General features: G+C 72.9%; 21 protein-coding genes. 5 read left to right on the forward strand and 16 right to left on the reverse strand.

Translation table 11 applies throughout. The annotated features are described in order from the left end of the window. Positions 1–57: 57 nt before the first annotated feature. The 5 genes from ACZ7LT_RS01310 to hisI all read right to left on the reverse strand — a co-directional run bounded on the left by ACZ7LT_RS01310 (position 58) and on the right by hisI (position 3,464). Positions 58–495, reverse strand: a complete 438-nt coding sequence (locus ACZ7LT_RS01310; RefSeq protein WP_471232687.1) for a DUF2752 domain-containing protein — start codon at positions 493–495, stop codon at positions 58–60. 79 nt (positions 496–574) lie between these two features. After that, positions 575–823: an HGxxPAAW family protein gene (locus ACZ7LT_RS01315; protein WP_471232689.1), complete on the reverse strand. Its 249-nt coding sequence runs from the start codon at positions 821–823 to the stop codon at positions 575–577. Between the two features lie 111 nt (positions 824–934). After that, entirely contained in the window at positions 935–1,594 is a 660-nt protein-coding gene (locus ACZ7LT_RS01320; RefSeq protein WP_471232691.1) for a TIGR02234 family membrane protein, read from the reverse strand. Between the two features lie 14 nt (positions 1,595–1,608). Next, positions 1,609–3,099, reverse strand: a complete 1,491-nt coding sequence (locus tag ACZ7LT_RS01325; RefSeq protein WP_471232693.1) for an anthranilate synthase component I — start codon at positions 3,097–3,099, stop codon at positions 1,609–1,611. 5 nt (positions 3,100–3,104) lie between these two features. Continuing rightward, positions 3,105–3,464 carry a phosphoribosyl-AMP cyclohydrolase gene (gene hisI, locus ACZ7LT_RS01330; protein ID WP_019885480.1) on the reverse strand — a complete coding sequence of 120 codons (360 nt, stop codon included), beginning with the start codon at positions 3,462–3,464 and terminating at the stop codon, positions 3,105–3,107. 84 nt (positions 3,465–3,548) lie between these two features. Here hisI and ACZ7LT_RS01335 point away from each other — a divergent pair, with 84 nt between their 5' ends. Continuing rightward, positions 3,549–4,184 (forward strand): TIGR03085 family metal-binding protein, encoded by a 636-nt coding sequence (locus ACZ7LT_RS01335; RefSeq protein WP_471232694.1) that lies wholly within the window; start codon positions 3,549–3,551, stop codon positions 4,182–4,184. A gap of 22 nt (positions 4,185–4,206) precedes the next feature. Here the strand turns inward: ACZ7LT_RS01335 and ACZ7LT_RS01340 are convergent, their stop codons facing one another. The 10 genes from ACZ7LT_RS01340 to hisD form a co-directional block, all read right to left on the reverse strand. Further along, positions 4,207–5,535, reverse strand: a complete 1,329-nt coding sequence (locus ACZ7LT_RS01340; RefSeq protein WP_471232695.1) for an MFS transporter — start codon at positions 5,533–5,535, stop codon at positions 4,207–4,209. After that, positions 5,532–6,119 (reverse strand): ArsR/SmtB family transcription factor, encoded by a 588-nt coding sequence (locus ACZ7LT_RS01345; RefSeq protein WP_471232697.1) that lies wholly within the window; start codon positions 6,117–6,119, stop codon positions 5,532–5,534. The genes ACZ7LT_RS01340 and ACZ7LT_RS01345 overlap by 4 nt, the downstream gene beginning before the upstream one ends. Positions 6,120–6,229: 110 nt before the next feature. Next, positions 6,230–6,985, reverse strand: a complete 756-nt coding sequence (gene hisF, locus ACZ7LT_RS01350; protein WP_471232699.1) for an imidazole glycerol phosphate synthase subunit HisF — start codon at positions 6,983–6,985, stop codon at positions 6,230–6,232. Continuing rightward, complete coding sequence (locus ACZ7LT_RS01355) at positions 6,982–7,377, reverse strand: RidA family protein (RefSeq protein WP_471232701.1); 396 nt, start codon at positions 7,375–7,377, stop codon at positions 6,982–6,984. The genes hisF and ACZ7LT_RS01355 overlap by 4 nt, the downstream gene beginning before the upstream one ends. Beyond that, positions 7,374–8,102 (reverse strand): bifunctional 1-(5-phosphoribosyl)-5-((5-phosphoribosylamino)methylideneamino)imidazole-4-carboxamide isomerase/phosphoribosylanthranilate isomerase PriA, encoded by a 729-nt coding sequence (gene priA / locus ACZ7LT_RS01360; RefSeq protein ID WP_471232703.1) that lies wholly within the window; start codon positions 8,100–8,102, stop codon positions 7,374–7,376. Before priA ends, ACZ7LT_RS01355 begins: the two co-directional genes overlap by 4 nt. After that, positions 8,102–8,737: an imidazole glycerol phosphate synthase subunit HisH gene (gene hisH, locus ACZ7LT_RS01365; RefSeq protein ID WP_471232704.1), complete on the reverse strand. Its 636-nt coding sequence runs from the start codon at positions 8,735–8,737 to the stop codon at positions 8,102–8,104. Before hisH ends, priA begins: the two co-directional genes overlap by 1 nt. Beyond that, positions 8,734–8,907, reverse strand: a complete 174-nt coding sequence (locus tag ACZ7LT_RS01370) for a hypothetical protein (RefSeq protein ID WP_471234804.1) — start codon at positions 8,905–8,907, stop codon at positions 8,734–8,736. The genes hisH and ACZ7LT_RS01370 overlap by 4 nt, the downstream gene beginning before the upstream one ends. Positions 8,908–9,016: 109 nt before the next feature. Next, complete coding sequence (gene hisB / locus ACZ7LT_RS01375; protein ID WP_189200583.1) at positions 9,017–9,610, reverse strand: imidazoleglycerol-phosphate dehydratase HisB; 594 nt, start codon at positions 9,608–9,610, stop codon at positions 9,017–9,019. Continuing rightward, entirely contained in the window at positions 9,607–10,743 is a 1,137-nt protein-coding gene (locus ACZ7LT_RS01380; RefSeq protein WP_471232705.1) for a histidinol-phosphate transaminase, read from the reverse strand. The genes hisB and ACZ7LT_RS01380 overlap by 4 nt, the downstream gene beginning before the upstream one ends. Further along, positions 10,740–12,071: a histidinol dehydrogenase gene (hisD, locus tag ACZ7LT_RS01385; RefSeq protein ID WP_471232706.1), complete on the reverse strand. Its 1,332-nt coding sequence runs from the start codon at positions 12,069–12,071 to the stop codon at positions 10,740–10,742. Before hisD ends, ACZ7LT_RS01380 begins: the two co-directional genes overlap by 4 nt. Positions 12,072–12,232: 161 nt before the next feature. On the opposite strand from hisD, the gene ACZ7LT_RS01390 reads away from it, so the two are divergent. The 4 genes from ACZ7LT_RS01390 (at position 12,233) to ybaK (ending at position 16,362) form a co-directional block, all read left to right on the forward strand. Then, positions 12,233–13,837, forward strand: coding sequence for an oxidoreductase (locus ACZ7LT_RS01390; protein ID WP_471232708.1), 1,605 nt, complete (start codon positions 12,233–12,235; stop codon positions 13,835–13,837). Between the two features lie 228 nt (positions 13,838–14,065). Further along, positions 14,066–15,094 carry a hypothetical protein gene (locus tag ACZ7LT_RS01395; RefSeq protein ID WP_471232710.1) on the forward strand — a complete coding sequence of 343 codons (1,029 nt, stop codon included), beginning with the start codon at positions 14,066–14,068 and terminating at the stop codon, positions 15,092–15,094. Positions 15,095–15,099: 5 nt separating this feature from the next. Then, the gene (locus ACZ7LT_RS01400) at positions 15,100–15,840 is read left to right on the forward strand and encodes an LON peptidase substrate-binding domain-containing protein (protein ID WP_471232712.1); all 741 of its coding nucleotides are present in this window, start codon (positions 15,100–15,102) and stop codon (positions 15,838–15,840) included. Between the two features lie 21 nt (positions 15,841–15,861). Continuing rightward, complete coding sequence (gene ybaK, locus ACZ7LT_RS01405; protein WP_189200574.1) at positions 15,862–16,362, forward strand: Cys-tRNA(Pro) deacylase; 501 nt, start codon at positions 15,862–15,864, stop codon at positions 16,360–16,362. 429 nt (positions 16,363–16,791) lie between these two features. Here ybaK and ACZ7LT_RS01410 read toward each other — a convergent pair whose 3' ends face one another. Further along, positions 16,792–17,409, reverse strand: a complete 618-nt coding sequence (locus ACZ7LT_RS01410) for a DUF2567 domain-containing protein (RefSeq protein WP_471232714.1) — start codon at positions 17,407–17,409, stop codon at positions 16,792–16,794.

Below are 17,409 nucleotides of genomic sequence, written 5' to 3' on the forward strand. Positions count from 1 at the left end.
CGAAGCGCCCGCATCCGGTTGACGACCATCCCACTACCTGGGACTTCTCCGACGGGCTCAGGGGGCGAGGGCGGCCCCGAAGGGAAGGTTCCGTACGACTGTGAAGGCCACCAGAACGGCTCCCAGGGCCCACCACCAGACGGGGCCCAGGGTGATCCGGACGGGGAGCCCGCGGGCGGCGCGAACCAGCCAGAGGGTCATCAGGACGGCGAAGATGCCGTAGCCGGCGACGGCGAGCGCGTTGGCGCCGAGGGCGGTGGCGATGTCGCCGTGGACGACGGCGTGGGCGCTGCGCAGGCCGCCGCAGCCGGGGCAGAGGATGCCGGTGAAGCGCAGCATCGGGCAGACGGGGTAGTGGCCCGGTTCGTTCGGGTCGACCAGGCCAACGTACGTCCAGGCGGCGGCGACGGCGGTGAGGGTGCCGAGGGGGGCGGCGAGCCGCCGGGCGATCGGCGGGGCGGGCGGCGGGGCTACGGGCTGAGGCTGGGCGTCCACGCGGTGATTGTCCCCGTCGACGCGCGAAGGCGCAGCCCGGCCTCGCCGGACTGCGCCTTCGGACAAGGCCGCGGGGGCCTCAGGACGCGCTCTGCGCCGCGGCGGCGGCGCGGGCCTGGACCTGGGCCTCCGACTCCTTGGGCATGCCGAGGCCGGCCATCTTCATCGCGAGGCCGACGACACCGCCGAGCAGGACGACGGCCATGCCGGCCCAGAAGCCGAGCGGGTTGGCCGCGACCATGAAGACTCCGGCGATGCAGAAGCCGATGAAGGAGATGGTGACACCGGTCCAGGCGGCCGGGGTGTGTCCGTGGGCGCTGCCCGCCATGAGTTTGCTCCTCGTTGCTGGTGCTGGGTGAGGTCCCGCCGAATGCGGACACTCGCCGCCCATTGTCCCGTACGGGGGGCCATGGGCGTGATCTGGGGGTGGGGGCGGGGCTCAGGCCTCGCGGGTGGGGTCCTCGCCGCGGTCGAGCGCCTTCCAGAGGTCCTCGGGGCGGTCGGGGTCGACGGCCGCCTGGGCCTTGCGGGGGCGGGGGGCGCCGTCGCGTTCGTACCGGCCGCCCATCGAGGGCCACGCCTTGCCGTAGCGCAGCGCGAGCAGTCCGGCGAGCAGGATGAGCGCTCCGGCGCCGACGGTGACGTAGGGCCAGGCCGTGTGGGTGAGCGCGGTGACGGTGGCGGCGGTGTCGCCGGTGGTCCGGGCCGCCTTCTCGTCGAGGGCGGCGCTGTCGGAGGCGCCGAGCAGGGCGGCGGCGGCCGCGCCGGCGCCGCTCAGCGCGAGCAGTCCGGAGACGAGCAGCCGGCCGCCGCTGCGGACGGCGAAGACGGCGACCAGGGCGGCGAGGCCGACGACGGCGAGCGCGGAGGGGACGCCGGTGACGTCGCCGCCGGAGGCTTCCAGCGGGACGGTGCCGCCGCCGACCGCTGTCGTGCCCTGGGCCCAGATCTGGCCCGAGGAGAGCAGCGCGACGGTGGCTCCGGCACCGCCCAGGACGAGGGCCGCGGCGAGGCTGCGCCGGCCGCCGGTGGCGGCGCGGGCGGCTCCGGCGCGCGCGGCGCGGGGCTGGGGTACGGGTACGGCACTCACGTACCCCACTATCCCTTACGCCGTCAGGCGCCGTTCATCCGGTTGGCGGTGTGGACGGCGCGGAGCACCGCGGCTGCTTTGTTGCGGCATTCGTTGTCCTCGGCGACCGGGTCGGAGTCGGCGACGACACCGGCTCCGGCCTGCACGTACGCGGTGCCGTCGCGCAGCAGGGCGGTGCGGATGGCGATGGCGGTGTCGGAGTCGCCGGCGAAGTCGAGATATCCGACACATCCGCCGTACAGGCCGCGCCGGGACGGCTCGAGCTCCTCGATGATCTGCATGGCGCGGGGCTTGGGGGCGCCGGAAAGGGTGCCGGCGGGGAAGCAGGCGGTGAGCACGTCGAAGGCGGTGCGGCCTTCGGCGACCCGGCCGGTGACGGTCGAGACGATGTGCATGACGTGTGAGTACCGCTCGATCGACATGAAGTCGACGACCTCGACGGAGCCGGGCTCGCAGACCCGGCCCAGGTCGTTGCGGCCGAGGTCGACGAGCATCAGGTGCTCGGCGCGCTCCTTGGGGTCGGCGAGGAGCTCCTCGGCGAGGTCGTGGTCCTCCTGCGGGGTGGCGCCGCGGTGCCGGGTGCCGGCGATGGGGTGGAGCATGGCCTGCCCGTCCTCGACCTTGACCAGGGCCTCGGGGCTGGAGCCGACGACGTCGAAGCCGTTCTGGAACCGGAAGAGGTACATGTACGGCGACGGGTTGGTGGCCCGCAGGACGCGGTAGACGTCGAGCGCGGAGGCGGTGCAGGGGGTCTCGAACCGCTGTGAGGGGACCACCTGGAAGGCCTCGCCCGCGCGGATGCGCTCCTTGATGTCCTCGACGGCTTCCTGGTACGCGGGGCCGCCCCACAGGGCGGTGTACTCGGGCAGCGCGGAGTCGGGCAGCGCGGCCGGGGTCGTGGCGACGGCCCCGGAGAGGTCGGCCTCCATGGCGTCGAGGCGGGCGACGGCGTCCGCGTAGGCCTCGTCGACGCCGGTGTCGAGGTCGTTGTGGTTGATCGCGTTGGCGATGAGCAGGACCGTGCCGTCCCAGTGGTCGAGGACGGCGAGGTCGCTGGTGAGGAGCATGGTCAGCTCGGGGAGCTTCAGGTCGTCCTGGGTGCTCTCGCCGATGCGTTCCAGGCGGCGCACGATGTCGTAGCCGAGGTAGCCGACCATGCCGCCGGTGAAGGGAGGCATGCCCGCCACGAGATCGCGCGGGGTGTGCAGGGTCTCGACGGTGGCGCGCAGGGCTTTGAGCGGGTCGCCGTCGAGGGGGACGCCGACCGGCGGGGTGCCGAGCCAGTGCGCCTCGCCGTCCTGGACGGTGAGGGTGGCGTCGCTGCGGACGCCGATGAAGGAGTACCGCGACCAGGAGCGGCCGTTCTCGGCGGATTCCAGCAGGAACGTGCCGGGGCGCTCGGCGGCGAGCTTGCGGTAGAGCCCGACCGGGGTGTCGCCGTCCGCGAGGAGCCTGCGGCTGACCGGGATGACGCGGCGGTCGGCCGCCAGCTTGCGGAAGGTGTCGAGATCCATGGCGGCTACTTTCCCAGCGGGAGGACGTCGGCGTCGAAGCAGGTGCGGGCGCCGGTGTGGCAGGCGGCCCCCACCTGGTCGACCTTGACCAGGACGGTGTCGGCGTCGCAGTCGAGGGCGACGGACTTGACGTGCTGGACGTGGCCGGAGGTGTCGCCCTTGACCCAGTACTCCCCGCGGCTGCGGGACCAGTAGGTGCAGCGGCCGGTGGTGAGGGTGCGGTGCAGGGCCTCGTCGTCCATCCAGCCCAGCATCAGCACCTCGCCGGTGTCGTACTGCTGCGCGATGGCGGGCACGAGACCGTCGGGGCTCCGCTTGAGGCGGGCGGCGATGGCCGGGTCCAGATTGCTGGGCGTGCTGGTCATGACGCCATTGTGCCGTGGGCCACGGACAACGACGGCGGAGCGTCCACTGGGCGGACCGGCCCCGGCGGTCGTACGCTGGCGGGCATGTCGACCCATGCCAAGCGTGAACGACTTCTGCTCGCCGATCTGTTGGAGGCGGCCGGCCCTGATGCCCTGACGCTGTGCGACGGCTGGCAGACCCAGGACCTCGCCGCCCATGTGGTGGTGCGCGAGCGACGGCCCGACGCGGCCGCCGGGGTGCTGCTTCCGTTGCTCAAGGACCGGCTGGAGCGGGTGCAGGCCGAATTCGCCTCGAAGCCGTACGAGGAGCTGATCCAGCTCATCCGTACGGGTCCTCCGCGGATGTCCCCGTTCACGATCAAACAGGTCGACGAGGGCGCGAACACGGTCGAGTTCTATGTGCACGCGGAGGACGTCCGGCGGGCGCAGCAGGACTGGACGGCGCGTGAGCTGGATCCGGTCTTCGCGGACGCGCTGTGGGCGCGGCTGGAGCGGACGGCGAAGGTGCTGTGCCGCAGGGCGCCGGTGGGTCTGGTGCTGCGCCGGCCGAACGGGCAGACAGTGGTGGCGCACCGCGGCACGCCGGTGGTGACGGTGTCCGGTGAGCCGGGTGAGCTGGTCATGTTCGCGTTCGGCCGGCAGGACGCGGCGCGGGTGGACATCGAGGGCGACAAGGACGCGATCGACCGGCTGCACGAGACGAAGCAGCTGGGGATCTGATCCGACGGGGTCTGGCGGCGGTCTAGCGGGGCAGTTCGGCCCGGCGCAGGGCCCGTACGGACAGGGCGTACACGCCGCCCAGCGCGCAGATCGCCGCGCTGGCGGTGAAGACCGGGCCCAGGCCCCACAGGCCCACCGCCGCGCCGGTGAGGGGGAAGCTCAGCGGGGCGACGCCGAGGCTGAAGAAGTGGGACACGGAGGTGACCCGGCCCAGGTAGGCGGGGTCGCACTCGGTCTGCGTGAGCGCGCCGCACAGGGCGCCGCTGAGTCCGGCGAGCAGGCCGACGGAGAGGGCGACGACGACGGCGACCGGGAGCAGGGGAACGTACGCGAGGGCGGCGATCGAGCCCGCTCCGAGCGTGATGGTCCACGCCATGACGGCCCCCGCGCGCGGTATCCGGCCCTTGACGGTCAGCAGCAGGGAGGCCGCACCGGCTCCGGTGCCGAAGCCCGCGAGGACCCAGCCGATGCCGGCGGCGCCCCAGCCGCGCGCGTCGGCCAGGAGCGCGAGACCGACGTTGAGCGGGCCGACGAAGCCGAGGTCGCTCAGCGCGATGACGATCATCAGCGGGCCGAGGACCTGGTGGCGCCGGATGTAGCGCAGGCCGTCGGCGAGGTCGCGCAGGGCGGTGCCGTCGGCGCCCACGGCGCGGCCCCCGGGCAGGGGTGCCACGCGCAGGGCGAGGAGCAGGGGCAGGGAGAACGCGAAGAGGAGTGCGGCGGTCCCGAACGCCGCGGCGGCCCCGCCGAGGGCGACGGCGAGTCCGCCGAGCGGTGCGCCGAGGACGAGACCGGCACGGTAGGCGAGGCCGCGCATGCCCTGGACGCGGGCGAGCTGGTCGCGCGGGGCGATCCGGGGCGGCAGGGCGCCGACGGCGGGCATGAAGAGGGCGTCCACGCAGCCGAAGACGAGGGCGACGGCGGCGAGGACCCACAGGCCGGGCGAGGAGAGGAACAGCGCGGCGGCGACCCCGAGGACCACCAGGCAGCGGACGGTGTCGGAGACGACGACGACCCGGCGCGGCCCGAAGCGGTCGGCGATCACACCCCCGCCGAGCATGAGCAGGGCGCGCGGGACGGCGCTGACGGCGAGGACGAGCCCGGCCTCGGCGGGTGTGCCGCCGCGTACGGCGGCCCAGGACAGGGCGAGGTGGTAGACGCTGTCGCCGAGGGTGGAGGCGGTGTACGCGCCCACCCAGCGCAGGACGTTGGGGTCGCGGTGGGCGGGACGGGCCGCGGGCGCGGGGCCGGAACCGGTGCCCGGGGCTGTTGCGGCGTCGGGACCGGTGCCGGGAGCGGTGCCGGGGCCGGTGTCGGTGCCCATGCCGGTCCCGGTATCGGTGGCGCTCATGAGCGGTACGGGAAGCCGTGGAGGTGGACGGCGACGTTCTCGCGGCCCTCGGTGTCGCCGGCGGCTTCGGCGGCCCGGGCTGCCTGGTCGTACTTCCGCACGACCGCGTCCAGTTCCTCGCCGAGCGCGGCGAGTTCGGCCGCGGTCAGCCGGGGCAGCCACTCGGAGCCCATGGCGGCCGCGCGCCACTCCTGCGACCAGGTGAGGCGCTCGTCGAGGAACCGGCGGTACATGTCGTTGCGCTGTTCGGTGAGCGTGCGGCTGAGGGCCGCTCCGGCGGCGACCTTCTCGGGGGCGTCGCGCAGGTCCTCCTCCCGCACGCTGAACCCGTACGAACTGGGCTGCCACCAGCGCTCGCGTCCGTCGGTCGACTGGACCTCGGCCTCCTCGATGAGGCCGTGGTCGGCGAGCTTGCGCAGGTGGTAGCTGACGAGCGAGACGGCCTCGTCGACCTGGTCGGCGAGCTGGGATGCGGTGGCGGTGCGGGCCACGAACAGGGCCCGGTAGAGCCGCATGCGCAGCGGGTGCGCGATGGCCTTCAGGGTGCCGAGGTCGGTGATCCGGCGCGATTCGGGTGAGGTCACGTCATCGACGGTAGACAGGAAAGAAATCTTGCGCAACCAAATTTGCACAAAAAATCCTGCGCATCTCGCGGAAGAAGAAGGGCCCCCGCCGGGGCCCTTCCGTGCGGCGTTCAGCGGACCGGGTGGCCCGCCTCCCGCAGCGCGCCCTTGACCTCGGAGATCCGCAGATCGCCGAAGTGGAAGACGGAGGCCGCAAGCACCGCGTCCGCGCCCGCCGCGATGGCCGGCGGGAAGTCGGCGAGCCGGCCGGCGCCACCGGAGGCGATCACCGGGACCGTGACGTGCTTGCGCACGGCCGCGATCATCTCGGTGTCATAGCCGTCCTTGGTGCCGTCCGCGTCCATGGAGTTGAGCAGGATCTCGCCCGCGCCCAGCTCGGCGGCGCGGTGCGCCCACTCGACGGCGTCGATGCCCGTGCCGCGACGGCCGCCGTGCGTGGTGACCTCGAAGGAGCCGCCGGCCGTGCGCCGGGCGTCCACCGAGAGGACCAGGACCTGGCGGCCGAACCGCTCCGCGATCTCCTGGATCAGCTCGGGCCGGGCGATCGCCGCCGTGTTCACACCGACCTTGTCCGCGCCCGCCCGCAGCAGCTTGTCGACGTCCTCGGCCGAGCGGACCCCGCCGCCGACGGTGAGCGGGATGAAGACCTGCTCGGCGGTGCGGCGCACCACGTCGTAGGTGGTCTCCCGGTTGCCCGAGGAGGCGGTGATGTCGAGGAAGGTCAGCTCGTCGGCGCCCTCGGCGTCGTACAGCTTGGCCATCTCGACCGGGTCGCCCGCGTCGCGCAGGTTCTGGAAGTTGACGCCCTTGACGACGCGGCCGTTGTCCACGTCCAGGCAGGGAATGACCCGTACGGCGAGTGTCATCGGACCTCCCCTCGGTAGGCCTCGACCTCGACCTCGACCAGGATGCGCGGGTCGACGAAGCCGTCGACCACCATCAGGGTCGTGACGGGACGGACGGAATCGAAGAGCTCCTGGTGGGCCCGGCCCACCGCGTCGACGTCCCGTACGTGCGTCAGGAACATACGCGTGCGGATGACCGCGTCCGAGGTGAGCCCGAACTCGGCGATGGCCTCCAGCGCGGAGGTGAAGGCCACCTTCGCCTGCTCGTAGGGGTCCCCCTCGCCGTACAGGACCGTGCCCTTGAAGGACGTCGTGCCGCCGACGAGCACCCGGTCCCCCGCGGCGACCGCGCGCGCGAAGCCGAACGCGTCCTCCCAGGGGCTGCCGCTCTGGAAGCGCCGCACCTCGCTCATGACGCCACCGCCGCGAGCGCCTCTTCCAGGGTGAACGCCTTGGCGTACAGCGCCTTGCCGACGATCGCGCCCTCGACGCCCTGCGGGACCAGCGCGGACAGGGCCCGCAGGTCGTCCAGCGAGGAGACGCCGCCGGAGGCGACGACGGGCTTGTCGGTGGCGGCGCAGACGTTCTTCAACAGCTCCAGGTTGGGGCCCTGGAGGGTGCCGTCCTTGGCGATGTCGGTGACGACGTAGCGGGCGCAGCCCTCGGAGTCCAGGCGGGCCAGCGTCTCGTACAGGTCGCCGCCGTCCCGGGTCCAGCCGCGGCCGCGCAGGGTGGTGCCGCGTACGTCCAGACCGACCGCGATCTTGTCGCCGTGCTCGGCGATGACCTTGGCGACCCACTCGGGGGTCTCCAGGGCGGCGGTGCCGAGGTTGACCCGGGTGCAGCCGGTGGCGAGGGCCGCGGCGAGCGTGGCGTCGTCGCGGATGCCGCCGGAGAGCTCGACCTTGATGTCCATCGCGCCGGTCACCTCGGCGACCAGGGCGCGGTTGTCGCCGGTGCCGAACGCGGCGTCCAGGTCGACCAGGTGCAGCCACTCGGCGCCCGCGCGCTGCCAGGCGAGGGCGGCCTCCAGCGGGGAGCCGTACGAGGTCTCCGTACCGGACTCGCCGTGCACGAGCCGGACGGCCTGGCCGTCGCGGACGTCGACGGCGGGAAGCAGTTCAAGCGTGCGGGACATCAGAGCGTTCCGATCCAGTTGGTGAGGAGCTGGGCGCCGGCGTCGCCGGACTTCTCGGGGTGGAACTGCGTCGCCCACAGAGCCCCGTTCTCGACGGCCGCGACGAACGGCTCGCCGTGCGTCGCCCAGGTGACCTGGGGCGCGCGCATCGCCGGGTTGGTGACCTCGAGGCCCCACTCGCGTACGGCGTAGGAGTGCACGAAGTAGTAGCGGGTCTCGGCGTCGAGGCCGGCGAAGAGCTCACTGCCCTCGGGGGCGTCGACGGTGTTCCAGCCCATGTGCGGGACGACCGGGGCGCGCAGCGGCTCGACCGTGCCGGGCCACTCGTCGAGGCCCTCGGTCTCCACGCCGTGCTCGATCCCGCGCGCGAAGAGGATCTGCATCCCGACGCAGATGCCCATGACCGGGCGGCCGCCGGAGAGTCTGCGGCCCACGATCCAGTCGCCGCGGGCGTCCCTGAGCCCCCGCATGCAGGCGGAGAAGGCGCCGACGCCGGGGACGAGGAGCCCGTCGGCGTTCATCGCCTTGTCGTAGTCACGGGTGATCTCGACGTCGGCGCCGACGTGGGCGAGGGCCCGCTCGGCGGAGCGGACGTTGCCGAAACCGTAGTCGAACACCACGACACGCTTGGTCATGACCACACATCCAGTCGCAGCGCGCCGGCCGCCAGACACATCGCGGCGCCGATGGAGACGAGCACGATCAGGCCCTTGGGCATCTGCTGCTTGACGAAGGAGTACACGCCACCGAGGAGGAACAGCCCGACGACGATCAGGACAGTGGAAAGGCCGTTCACAGCATCCATCCGTTCTCCCCCGGAGCTGACGCCCGGGAGGTGCCCCCATCTCCGCCCGCGCGGCGCAGAGGCGCGGCTTTCGCGTTCGTCTGCGGCCCGGCGGCCGCGCGTGCGTCGCTCACAGCGCACCCTTCGTGGAGGGCAGGATGCCGGCCGCGCGCGGGTCGCGCTCGGAGGCGTAGCGCAGGGCGCGGGCGAGGGCCTTGAACTGGCACTCCACGATGTGGTGGGCGTTGCGCCCGTACGGGACGTGGATGTGCAGCGCGATCTGGGCCTGGGCGACGAAGGACTCGAAGATGTGCCGGGTCATCGTCGTGTCGTAGCTGCCGATCATCGGCGCCATGTTCTCCGGCTCGGTGTGCACCAGGTAGGGGCGGCCGGAGAGGTCGACGGTGACCTGGGCAAGGGACTCGTCCAGCGGGACCGTGCAGTTGCCGAAGCGGTAGATGCCGACCTTGTCGCCGAGCGCCTGCCGGAAGGCGGCGCCGAGTGCGAGGGCGGTGTCCTCGATGGTGTGGTGCGTGTCGATGTGCAGATCGCCGTCGGTCTTGACCGTGAGGTCGAACAGGCCGTGGCGGCCGAGCTGGTCGAGCATGTGGTCGTAGAAGCCGACGCCTGTCGACACATCGACCTTTCCGGTGCCGTCGAGGTCTATCTCGACGACGACGGAGGTCTCCTTGGTGGTCCTCTCGACCCGTCCTACGCGGCTCATGCGCTCTGCTCCTTCGGGGGTGTGGGGGTGTCCCCCACAGAACTCAGTAGTGCGCGAACCGCATCGAGGAACGCGTCGTTCTCTTCGGGGGTGCCGGCGGTGACCCGCAGCCATCCCGGTACGTCGTTGTCCCGGACCAGGACGCCCTGGTCGAGGATCCGCTGCCAGGCGGCGTGGGAGTTCTCGAACTTCCCGAACTGGACGAAGTTCGCGTCGGACGGCGTGACTTCGTAGCCGATCGCCCGCAGCTCGCTGACCAGCCGGTCCCGTTCGGTCTTCAGCTGCTCCACGTAGCCGAGGAGGGTGTCGGTGTGCTCCAGGGCGGCCAGCGCCGTGGCCTGGGTGACGGCCGACAGGTGGTACGGCAGCCGTACGAGCTGTACGGCGTCGACCACGGCCGGGTGCGCGGCGAGATAGCCCAGGCGCAGCCCCGCGGCGCCGAACGCCTTGGACATCGTGCGGGAGATCACCAGGTGCGGGCGGCCCTCGATGAGCGGCAGCAGCGAGTCGCGGTGGCTGAACTCCACATAGGCCTCGTCCACGACCACCAGGGACGGCTTGGCGGCCTGGGCGGCCTCGTACAGCGCGAGGACCGTCTCGGCCTCGACCGCGGTGCCGGTGGGGTTGTTGGGCGAGGTGATGAAGACGACGTCCGGCCGGTTCTCGGCGATCGCCTTCTCGGCGGCGGCGAGGTCGATCGTGAAGTCGTCGTTACGGGGGCCGGAGATCCAGCCGGTGCCGGTGCCGCGCGCGATCAGCGCGTGCATCGAGTACGACGGCTCGAAACCGATGGCGGTGCGGCCGGGTCCGCCGAAGGTCTGCAGCAGCTGCTGGAGGACTTCGTTGGAGCCGTTGGCGGCCCAGACATTCCGGGCGGAGACCGGGTGCTTGCCCGTCCGGGTGAGGTAGGCGGCGAGCGCGGTGCGCAGCTCCATCGCGTCCCGGTCGGGGTAGCGGTTGAGGCCGCGGGCGGCCTCGGCGACCCGCTCGGCGATCCTCGCGACGAGCGGCTCGGGCAGCGGGTAGGGGTTCTCGTTGGTGTTCAGCTGGACGGGGACGTCGAGCTGCGGGGCGCCGTACGGGGACTTGCCGCGCAGTTCGTCCCGGATGGGAAGGTCGTCGATACCGGTCATGCCTTCGGCACCTTCCACCCGAAGCGGGCCTTGAGCGCCGCTCCGTGCGCGGGCAGGTCCTCGGCCTCCGCCAGCGTCACCACGTGGTGGGTGACCTCGGCGAGGGCGTCGCGCGTGTAGTCGACGATGTGGATGCCGCGCAGGAACGACTGCACGGACAGACCCGAGGAGTGGCAGGCGCAGCCGCCGGTGGGCAGGACGTGGTTGGAGCCGGCGCAGTAGTCCCCGAGGGAGACCGGGGCCCAGGGGCCGACGAAGATCGCGCCGGCGTTGCGGACCCGCTGGGCGCGGGCTGCGGCGTCGGCGGTCTGGATCTCCAGGTGCTCGGCGGCGTACGCGTCGACGACCTTGAGGCCGTCCTCCAGGTCGTTGACGAGCACGATCGCGGACTGCCGGCCCGCGAGGGCGGGGACGATCCGGTCCTCGACGTGCTTGGTCGCGGCCACCTGGGTCTTGAGCTCCCGCTCGGTGGCGGCGGCGAGCTCCTCGGAGTCGGTGACCAGGACGGCCGCGGCCATCGGGTCGTGCTCGGCCTGGCTGATCAGGTCGGCAGCGACGTGGGCCGGGTCGGCCGTGTCGTCGGCGAGGATCGCGATCTCGGTCGGGCCGGCCTCGGCGTCGATGCCGATGCGGCCCTTGAGGAGGCGCTTGGCGGCGGCGACGTAGATGTTGCCGGGGCCGGTGACCAGATTGACCGGGGCGCAGCCGTCGGGGCCCTCGGTGCCGTACGCGAACATGGCAATGGCCTGGGCGCCGCCGGCGGCGTACACCTCGTCGACGCCGAGCAGCGCGCACGCGGCCAGGATGGTCGGGTGCGGCAGGCCGCCGAAGTCCCGCTGCGGGGGCGAGGCGATGGCGACGCCCTCGACGCCGGCCTCCTGGGCCGGGACGACGTTCATGACGACGGAGGACGGGTAGACGGACCGGCCGCCGGGCACGTAGAGGCCCACGCGCTCGACCGGGACCCACTTCTCGGTGACCGTGCCGCCGGGCACGACCTGGGTGGTGTGGGTGGTGCGGCGCTGCTCGCGGTGGACCATGCGGGCGCGGCGGATGGACTCCTCCAGCGCGGCGCGGACGGCCGGATCCAGCTGTGCGAGGGCGTCGGTGAGCGCCTCGGCGGGCACCCGGACCGACGTAAGGCGCACCCCGTCGAGTTTCTCCCCCCACTCGATCACCGCCGCCGAGCCACGATGGCGTACGTCCTCGCAGATGGGCCGCACCTTCTCCAGGGCGGCTTCCACGTCGAACTCGGCACGGGGCAGCAGGTCGCGCAGCGCGCCACCCTCGGGGAGGGCGTCGCCGCGCAGATCGATTCGAGAGATCACGGGATCAATTCTCGCAGACCGTCCCACCACGCCGGTCGCCTGTATCACTGGCTGATACACGCCACAAGACGTACTCGTTGTCACAGCTGACCGTTAGCGTTCAGGTCGTCACACAGCGGGAAGAACGGCTGTACGAAAACAGGGGAAGCGAGGGGGCGGCAGTGACCGAGCCGCACGACGACGGCATGCCGGGCGATCTGACCCGCGCGGAACAGACCATGTGGCAAGCCTTCCGGATCGGCGCGACCTGCAACATGAGCACGGGCAACCCGGTGCTCGACGATCCGTTCGCCGCGCGGCCATGGCCCTCGGACCGCAGTGTGCGGGCCGATGTGATGGCGCTGCTGCTGCTCGACGGCCCGCCCGCGCGGGCCGGGCGGGTGGCGGCGCTGAAGCTGCGCGGGGTGCGGATCACCGGCACGCTCAATCTCGCCGGCGGCACGATAGCGCCGTACGTGGAGCTGAACAGCTGCCGGTTCGACAACGAGGTGGTGCTGCCGGAGTCGCGTTTCACCACGCTGCGGATGGTCGCCTGCGCCCTGCCGCGGCTGGAGGCGGCGCGGCTGCACACCGAGGGCGATCTGCATCTGCCGCGCTGCCGGGTGGAGCGCGGGATCCGGCTGACGGACGCCCAGATCGGCACGGACCTGCTGATCAACCAGATCCACGTCCGGCCGGACCGGCGCGGCCGGGCGATCACCGCCGACGGCATGTCGGTGGCGCAGGACCTCCAGGCGGAACTGATCGAGACCCATGGCGAGGTGAGTCTGCGGGGGGCGAAGGTCGGCGTGTCGCTGAGCCTGCGGGGCAGCCGGCTGCGCGGCGCCCAGGAGCGGCGGGCGCTGAACGCTCCCCAGCTGACGGTGGAGCGTTCGCTGTATCTGACCCACGCGTGGGTGGACGACGCGACGGGGAACGCCGGGACGACTCCGCCGTTCGGGATCTCGAGCACGGGCCCTGGGCGCGGGCAGCGGCGCCAGCCCTTCGAGTGCGTCGGCGGGATCCGGCTCGACGACGGGCGGTTCGGGGATGCGGTGGATCTGCACCACGCGCGGTTCGTGCTGTCGACGGCCCGCCGCGAGGAGCTGTCGCTGCGCCGGATCGTCACCCCGGAGCTGCGTTTCAACGCCGAGCGGCCGGAAGAGGGCCGGGTGGTCCTCAACGGCGCGAAGATCGTCACGCTGATCGACCTGGCGTCGAGCTGGCCGGGTCCCGGTGGGCTGAAGATGAACGGTTTCGTCTACGAGAACCTCGTCCCGTACGGCCACTTCCCGCTCTCGCGCCGCCTGGAGTGGGTGGAGGCGGCGACTCCGGAGTACGCCCCGGAGCCGTACGAACGCCTGGCGGCCGTGCTGCGCAACAGCGGTGAGGACGCCGACGCGCGCGAGGTGCTGCTGGCCAAGCAGCGGCGGCGGCGCGAGACGCTGCCGCTGGCGGGGAAGCTGTGGGGCTACCTCCAGGACTGGACAGTGGCGTACGGCTACCGTCCGGGCCGGGCGGCACTGTGGATGGCGGTGCTCTGGGCGGCCGGGGCGATGGCGTTCGGGCAGTACGACCCCGTACCGATCAAGAAGGACGAGGCACCGAAGTGGAGCCCGTCGCTGTACTCGCTGGATCTGCTGCTGCCGGTGATCAATCTGGGGCAGGACGGGTACTGGCGGCTGGAGGGCGGCTGGCAATGGGCCGCGGCGGTGCTGATCCTGCTGGGCTGGGTCCTGGCGACGACGGTGGCGGCGGGAGCGTCGAGGCTGCTGCGGCGCGGGTGACATCCGGTCCGTACGGCCACTGAGGGACGGGCGGGGCGGACGGCCACTGAGGGACGGGCGGGGCGGACGGCCACTGAGGGACGGGCGGGGCGAGGGTGGCGAGGGGAACGATTGAGCCACCTCGCCCCCGCTTTCTTTGCGGTCTCTTGACTTCCGTCAGGACAACCATTCCGCCGCTACCAACTCTTCACAGCCGCCCTCTGGCGCCGCTCCCACCTGCGGTTTTCAATGGTCCGCACCATGTCATTGCTGCGCGCCCTGATCAGCACCGCACGCATGGTCCGGCACACCCCGCTGCTCGCCGACGGGCTGGTGCCGGACAATGCCGTGCTGCTCGACGCGCCGGACGAGCGGCTCGGTCCGGCGCTGGTCGCCGCTGCCCTCGGCGACCACGAACCGGCCGCCAAGCTGCTCGCCACCACCCGGGGCGCCGCCGAGTGGGAGCACCGCGACCGGTACGCCGTACGGCTCGCCTCCTTCGCGCTGAGCCGGGACGCATGGCTCGCCGACTGGCTGGCCGAGGCGCCGTACGACCCGGACGCGCTACTGATCAGGGCCGAACTGGCGGTCCGTAAGGCCTGGCAGTCCCCGGCCCGCGCGGAGCGGCTGCAGGAGACCGGCGCGCTGGTCGCCGCGGCGGCCGAGGCCGCGCCCGACGACCCGGTGCCCTGGCGGATCGCCCTGGACCACGCCCGCGGCACCCAGGCCACCCACACCGCCTTCGAGTCGCTGTGGGAGCAGGCCGTGCGCCGCTCCGCACGCCACTACGGCTGCCATGTCTCCGCCCTCACCTATCTCTCCGCGCACTGGTACGGCTCCCACCGCGAGTGCTTCGACTTCGCCGAACAGGCCGCCGAGGACGCGCCGATGGGCTCGGCCGCGCAGGCGCTGCCGCTCACGGCCGCCTTCGCGTATCTGCTGAGCGGGGACACCTCGTGCGTGCGCCCGGACCGGATCGACGAGGCGGCCGACCGGGCGATCGCGCTCTCCGCGGCCTGCCCGGCCGCCGATCCCTGGCCGGCGGAGATAAGGAACCTGCTGGTCTACGTGCTGGTGGCGCGGGGGCGGTGGACCGAGGCGCTGGCCGAGTTCCGCCGGATCGGCCCGTACGCCACCTCCTTCCCGTGGGCGTCGGTGAGCGACGATCCGCTGGGCCGGTTCCTGGACGCGCGCGACGGCGTACGGCTCGAGGTGGCCGCGACGATCCCGTTGCGCGGACGGGCCGGACACCGCGCCTCGTACGGCCATTACGCTTGACCGCTGTGACCACCGCTCGCCTGCCACTCTTCCCGCTGAACTCGGTGCTGTTCCCGGGCCTCGTGCTGCCCCTGAACGTCTTCGAGGAGCGTTATCGCGCCATGATGCGGGAGCTGCTCACGACGGACGAGTCCGAACCGCGCCGGTTCGCCGTCGTCGCCATCCGCGACGGCCGCGAGGTCGCGCCGACCGCGCCCGGGATGCCGGACCCCACCGCCCTGCCGGAGAAGGGGCCCGCCGCGGGCTTCGGCCCGGACCCGATCCAGGCGTTCCACCGGGTCGGCTGCGTCGCCGACGCGGCGAGCATCCGGGAGCGGGCCGACGGCAGCTTCGAGGTGATGGCGACCGGAACGCGGCGGGTGAAGCTGCTGTCGGTCGACGCGAAGGGCCCGTTCCTCACGGCCGAGCTGGAGTACGTGGAGGAGCAGCCGGGCGAGGGCTCGGGCGCGCTCTCCGAGGGCGTGCTGCGGGCGTTCCGGGCGTACCAGAAGCGGCTGGCCGGGGCGCGGGAGCGGTCGCTGACCACCGGCGCGGACCTGCCGGACGACCCGACGGTGGTGTCGTACCTGGTGGCGGCCGCCGCCATCCTGGACACCCCGGCCAAGCAGCGGCTGCTCCAGGCGCCGGACACGGCGACCCGGCTGCGGGAGGAGCTCAAGCTGCTGCGCTCGGAGACGGCGGTGCTGCGCCACCTCCCGTCGCTGCCGGCGACGGACCTGACCCGGGCGCCGACGAGCCCGAACTGACGCGAGGAAGCCGAGTAGCGAGTGGCGAAGAAGCAGAAGAAGCAGCAGGCGGGCGGGACCCCGGCGACGGTGGCGCTGGCGGCGGCGGGGGTCGGCTTCACGGTCCACGCCTACGAGCACGACCCGGCGTCCCCGTCGTACGGCGAGGAGGCGGCCGAGGCGCTGGGCGTCTCGCCGGACCGGGTCTTCAAGACCCTCGTGGCGGACGTGGACGGCGAGCTGACCGTCGCGGTCGTCCCGGTCGCGGGCCAGCTGGACCTGAAGGCGCTGGCGTCGGCGGTGGGCGGCAAGCGGGCGGCGATGGCGGACCCGGCCGCCGCGGAACGCACGACGGGCTACGTCCGGGGCGGCATCTCCCCGCTGGGCCAGCGCAAGCGGCTGCGTACGGTCCTGGACGCGTCGGCCTCCGGCCACGAGACGATCTGCGTCTCGGCGGGCCGCCGCGGCCTGGAGGTCGAGCTCACGCCTGCGGACCTGGCGGCCCTGACGTCGGCCGTACTGGCCCCGATCGGCCGCGGATAGCCGGACCCGGGCGCGCGCGGACTCTCGACGGGAGCGGCTTCCTCGGCTACGCCTGAAGGACTGCCGTCGGCGTCAGGAGGCCGCGATGTCCAAGCGAACCCGGAAGCGGAAGTGGCGCGTGCGCAAGCACCGCGCGAACCACGGGCGCAAGCCGGCGTAAGGAGCGGCGGGCGGGGGCGCTTGCCGGCGGCGTGCGGGGATCAGCCGCCGTGGGCGGCGTCGCGGGGCGTTCCCGGCGGCGTGCTGGTTCCAGGCGCTGTGGGCGGGGTCGCGGGGCGCTTGCCCGGCGGTGTGCGGGGTTCAGGCGCCGGGGGGCGTTTGCCGCAGGCGTGCGGCGGTCAGGCGTCGCCGGGCGCTTGCCGCAGGCGTGAGGGGTTCAAGGGCGCCCTGGGCGGCGTCGCCGGGCGCTTGCCCGGCGACGAGTGCCGGTCAGACGCCGTGGGAGGCGTCCCAGTCCACTTCCGGGTCCCGGGGGCCGAACAGTGCCGTCAGCGCCAGGTGGACGACCATCGCCGCGACCGGCCAGGCGAGGAGCGCGCCCCAGGTGTTGAGCTCCAGCGGCGCGTCGAAGACGACTCCCTTGCCGACCTCGCGGGCGTGCGCGACCACGTCGTGGGTGGGGCCGAGGAACGTGCCGGTGCCCCAGGCGAGCAGCGAACCGAGCACCCCGCCCACCGCCAGCGCCACCACGAGGATCACGCCGCCGCTGCGGTACAGCAAGAACACCAGCGCCGCGGCGAGCGCGCCGAAGGCCAGCGCCAGCAGGACAAACGTTCCGTCGGCGCCGATCGCCGACTCCCCCTCGCTCTCCTTGAGGAAGACCGCCTTGCCGTCGGAGATCAGCGGCACCCGCGGCGCCAGCCACAGCCACAGCAGCCCCAGCAGCACACCGGCGACCACGGAGACACCCGTCACCACGGCGGAGTGCTTCAGCTCGGTCAGCAGATCCGGCCCGCCGTCCTCCCCGGCCGACGGCGGGTACGGCGACGGCCAGGGGTTCTGCGGGGGCGGCTGGTGAGGCGGCGTCAGAGGTGCGGTCACCTGCAC

The organism is Streptomyces sp. NPDC039465 (genome assembly GCF_055639315.1).

Coding starts and splice junctions, on each gene's coding strand:
- ACZ7LT_RS01315 (WP_471232689.1), bottom strand. CDS start 823: ATGGCGGGCAGCGCCCACGGACACACCCCGGCCGCCTGGACCGGTGTC.
- hisH (WP_471232704.1), bottom strand. CDS start 8,737: ATGACCAAGCGTGTCGTGGTGTTCGACTACGGTTTCGGCAACGTCCGC.
- hisI (WP_019885480.1), bottom strand. CDS start 3,464: ATGACCAGCACGCCCAGCAATCTGGACCCGGCCATCGCCGCCCGCCTC.
- ACZ7LT_RS01340 (WP_471232695.1), bottom strand. CDS start 5,535: ATGAGCGCCACCGATACCGGGACCGGCATGGGCACCGACACCGGCCCC.
- hisB (WP_189200583.1), bottom strand. CDS start 9,610: ATGAGCCGCGTAGGACGGGTCGAGAGGACCACCAAGGAGACCTCCGTC.
- ACZ7LT_RS01380 (WP_471232705.1), bottom strand. CDS start 10,743: ATGACCGGTATCGACGACCTTCCCATCCGGGACGAACTGCGCGGCAAG.
- ACZ7LT_RS01325 (WP_471232693.1), bottom strand. CDS start 3,099: ATGGATCTCGACACCTTCCGCAAGCTGGCGGCCGACCGCCGCGTCATC.
- hisF (WP_471232699.1), bottom strand. CDS start 6,985: ATGACACTCGCCGTACGGGTCATTCCCTGCCTGGACGTGGACAACGGC.
- ACZ7LT_RS01395 (WP_471232710.1), top strand. CDS start 14,066: ATGGTCCGCACCATGTCATTGCTGCGCGCCCTGATCAGCACCGCACGC.
- ACZ7LT_RS01370 (WP_471234804.1), bottom strand. CDS start 8,907: ATGGATGCTGTGAACGGCCTTTCCACTGTCCTGATCGTCGTCGGGCTG.
- ACZ7LT_RS01355 (WP_471232701.1), bottom strand. CDS start 7,377: ATGAGCGAGGTGCGGCGCTTCCAGAGCGGCAGCCCCTGGGAGGACGCG.
- ACZ7LT_RS01335 (WP_471232694.1), top strand. CDS start 3,549: ATGTCGACCCATGCCAAGCGTGAACGACTTCTGCTCGCCGATCTGTTG.
- priA (WP_471232703.1), bottom strand. CDS start 8,102: ATGTCCCGCACGCTTGAACTGCTTCCCGCCGTCGACGTCCGCGACGGC.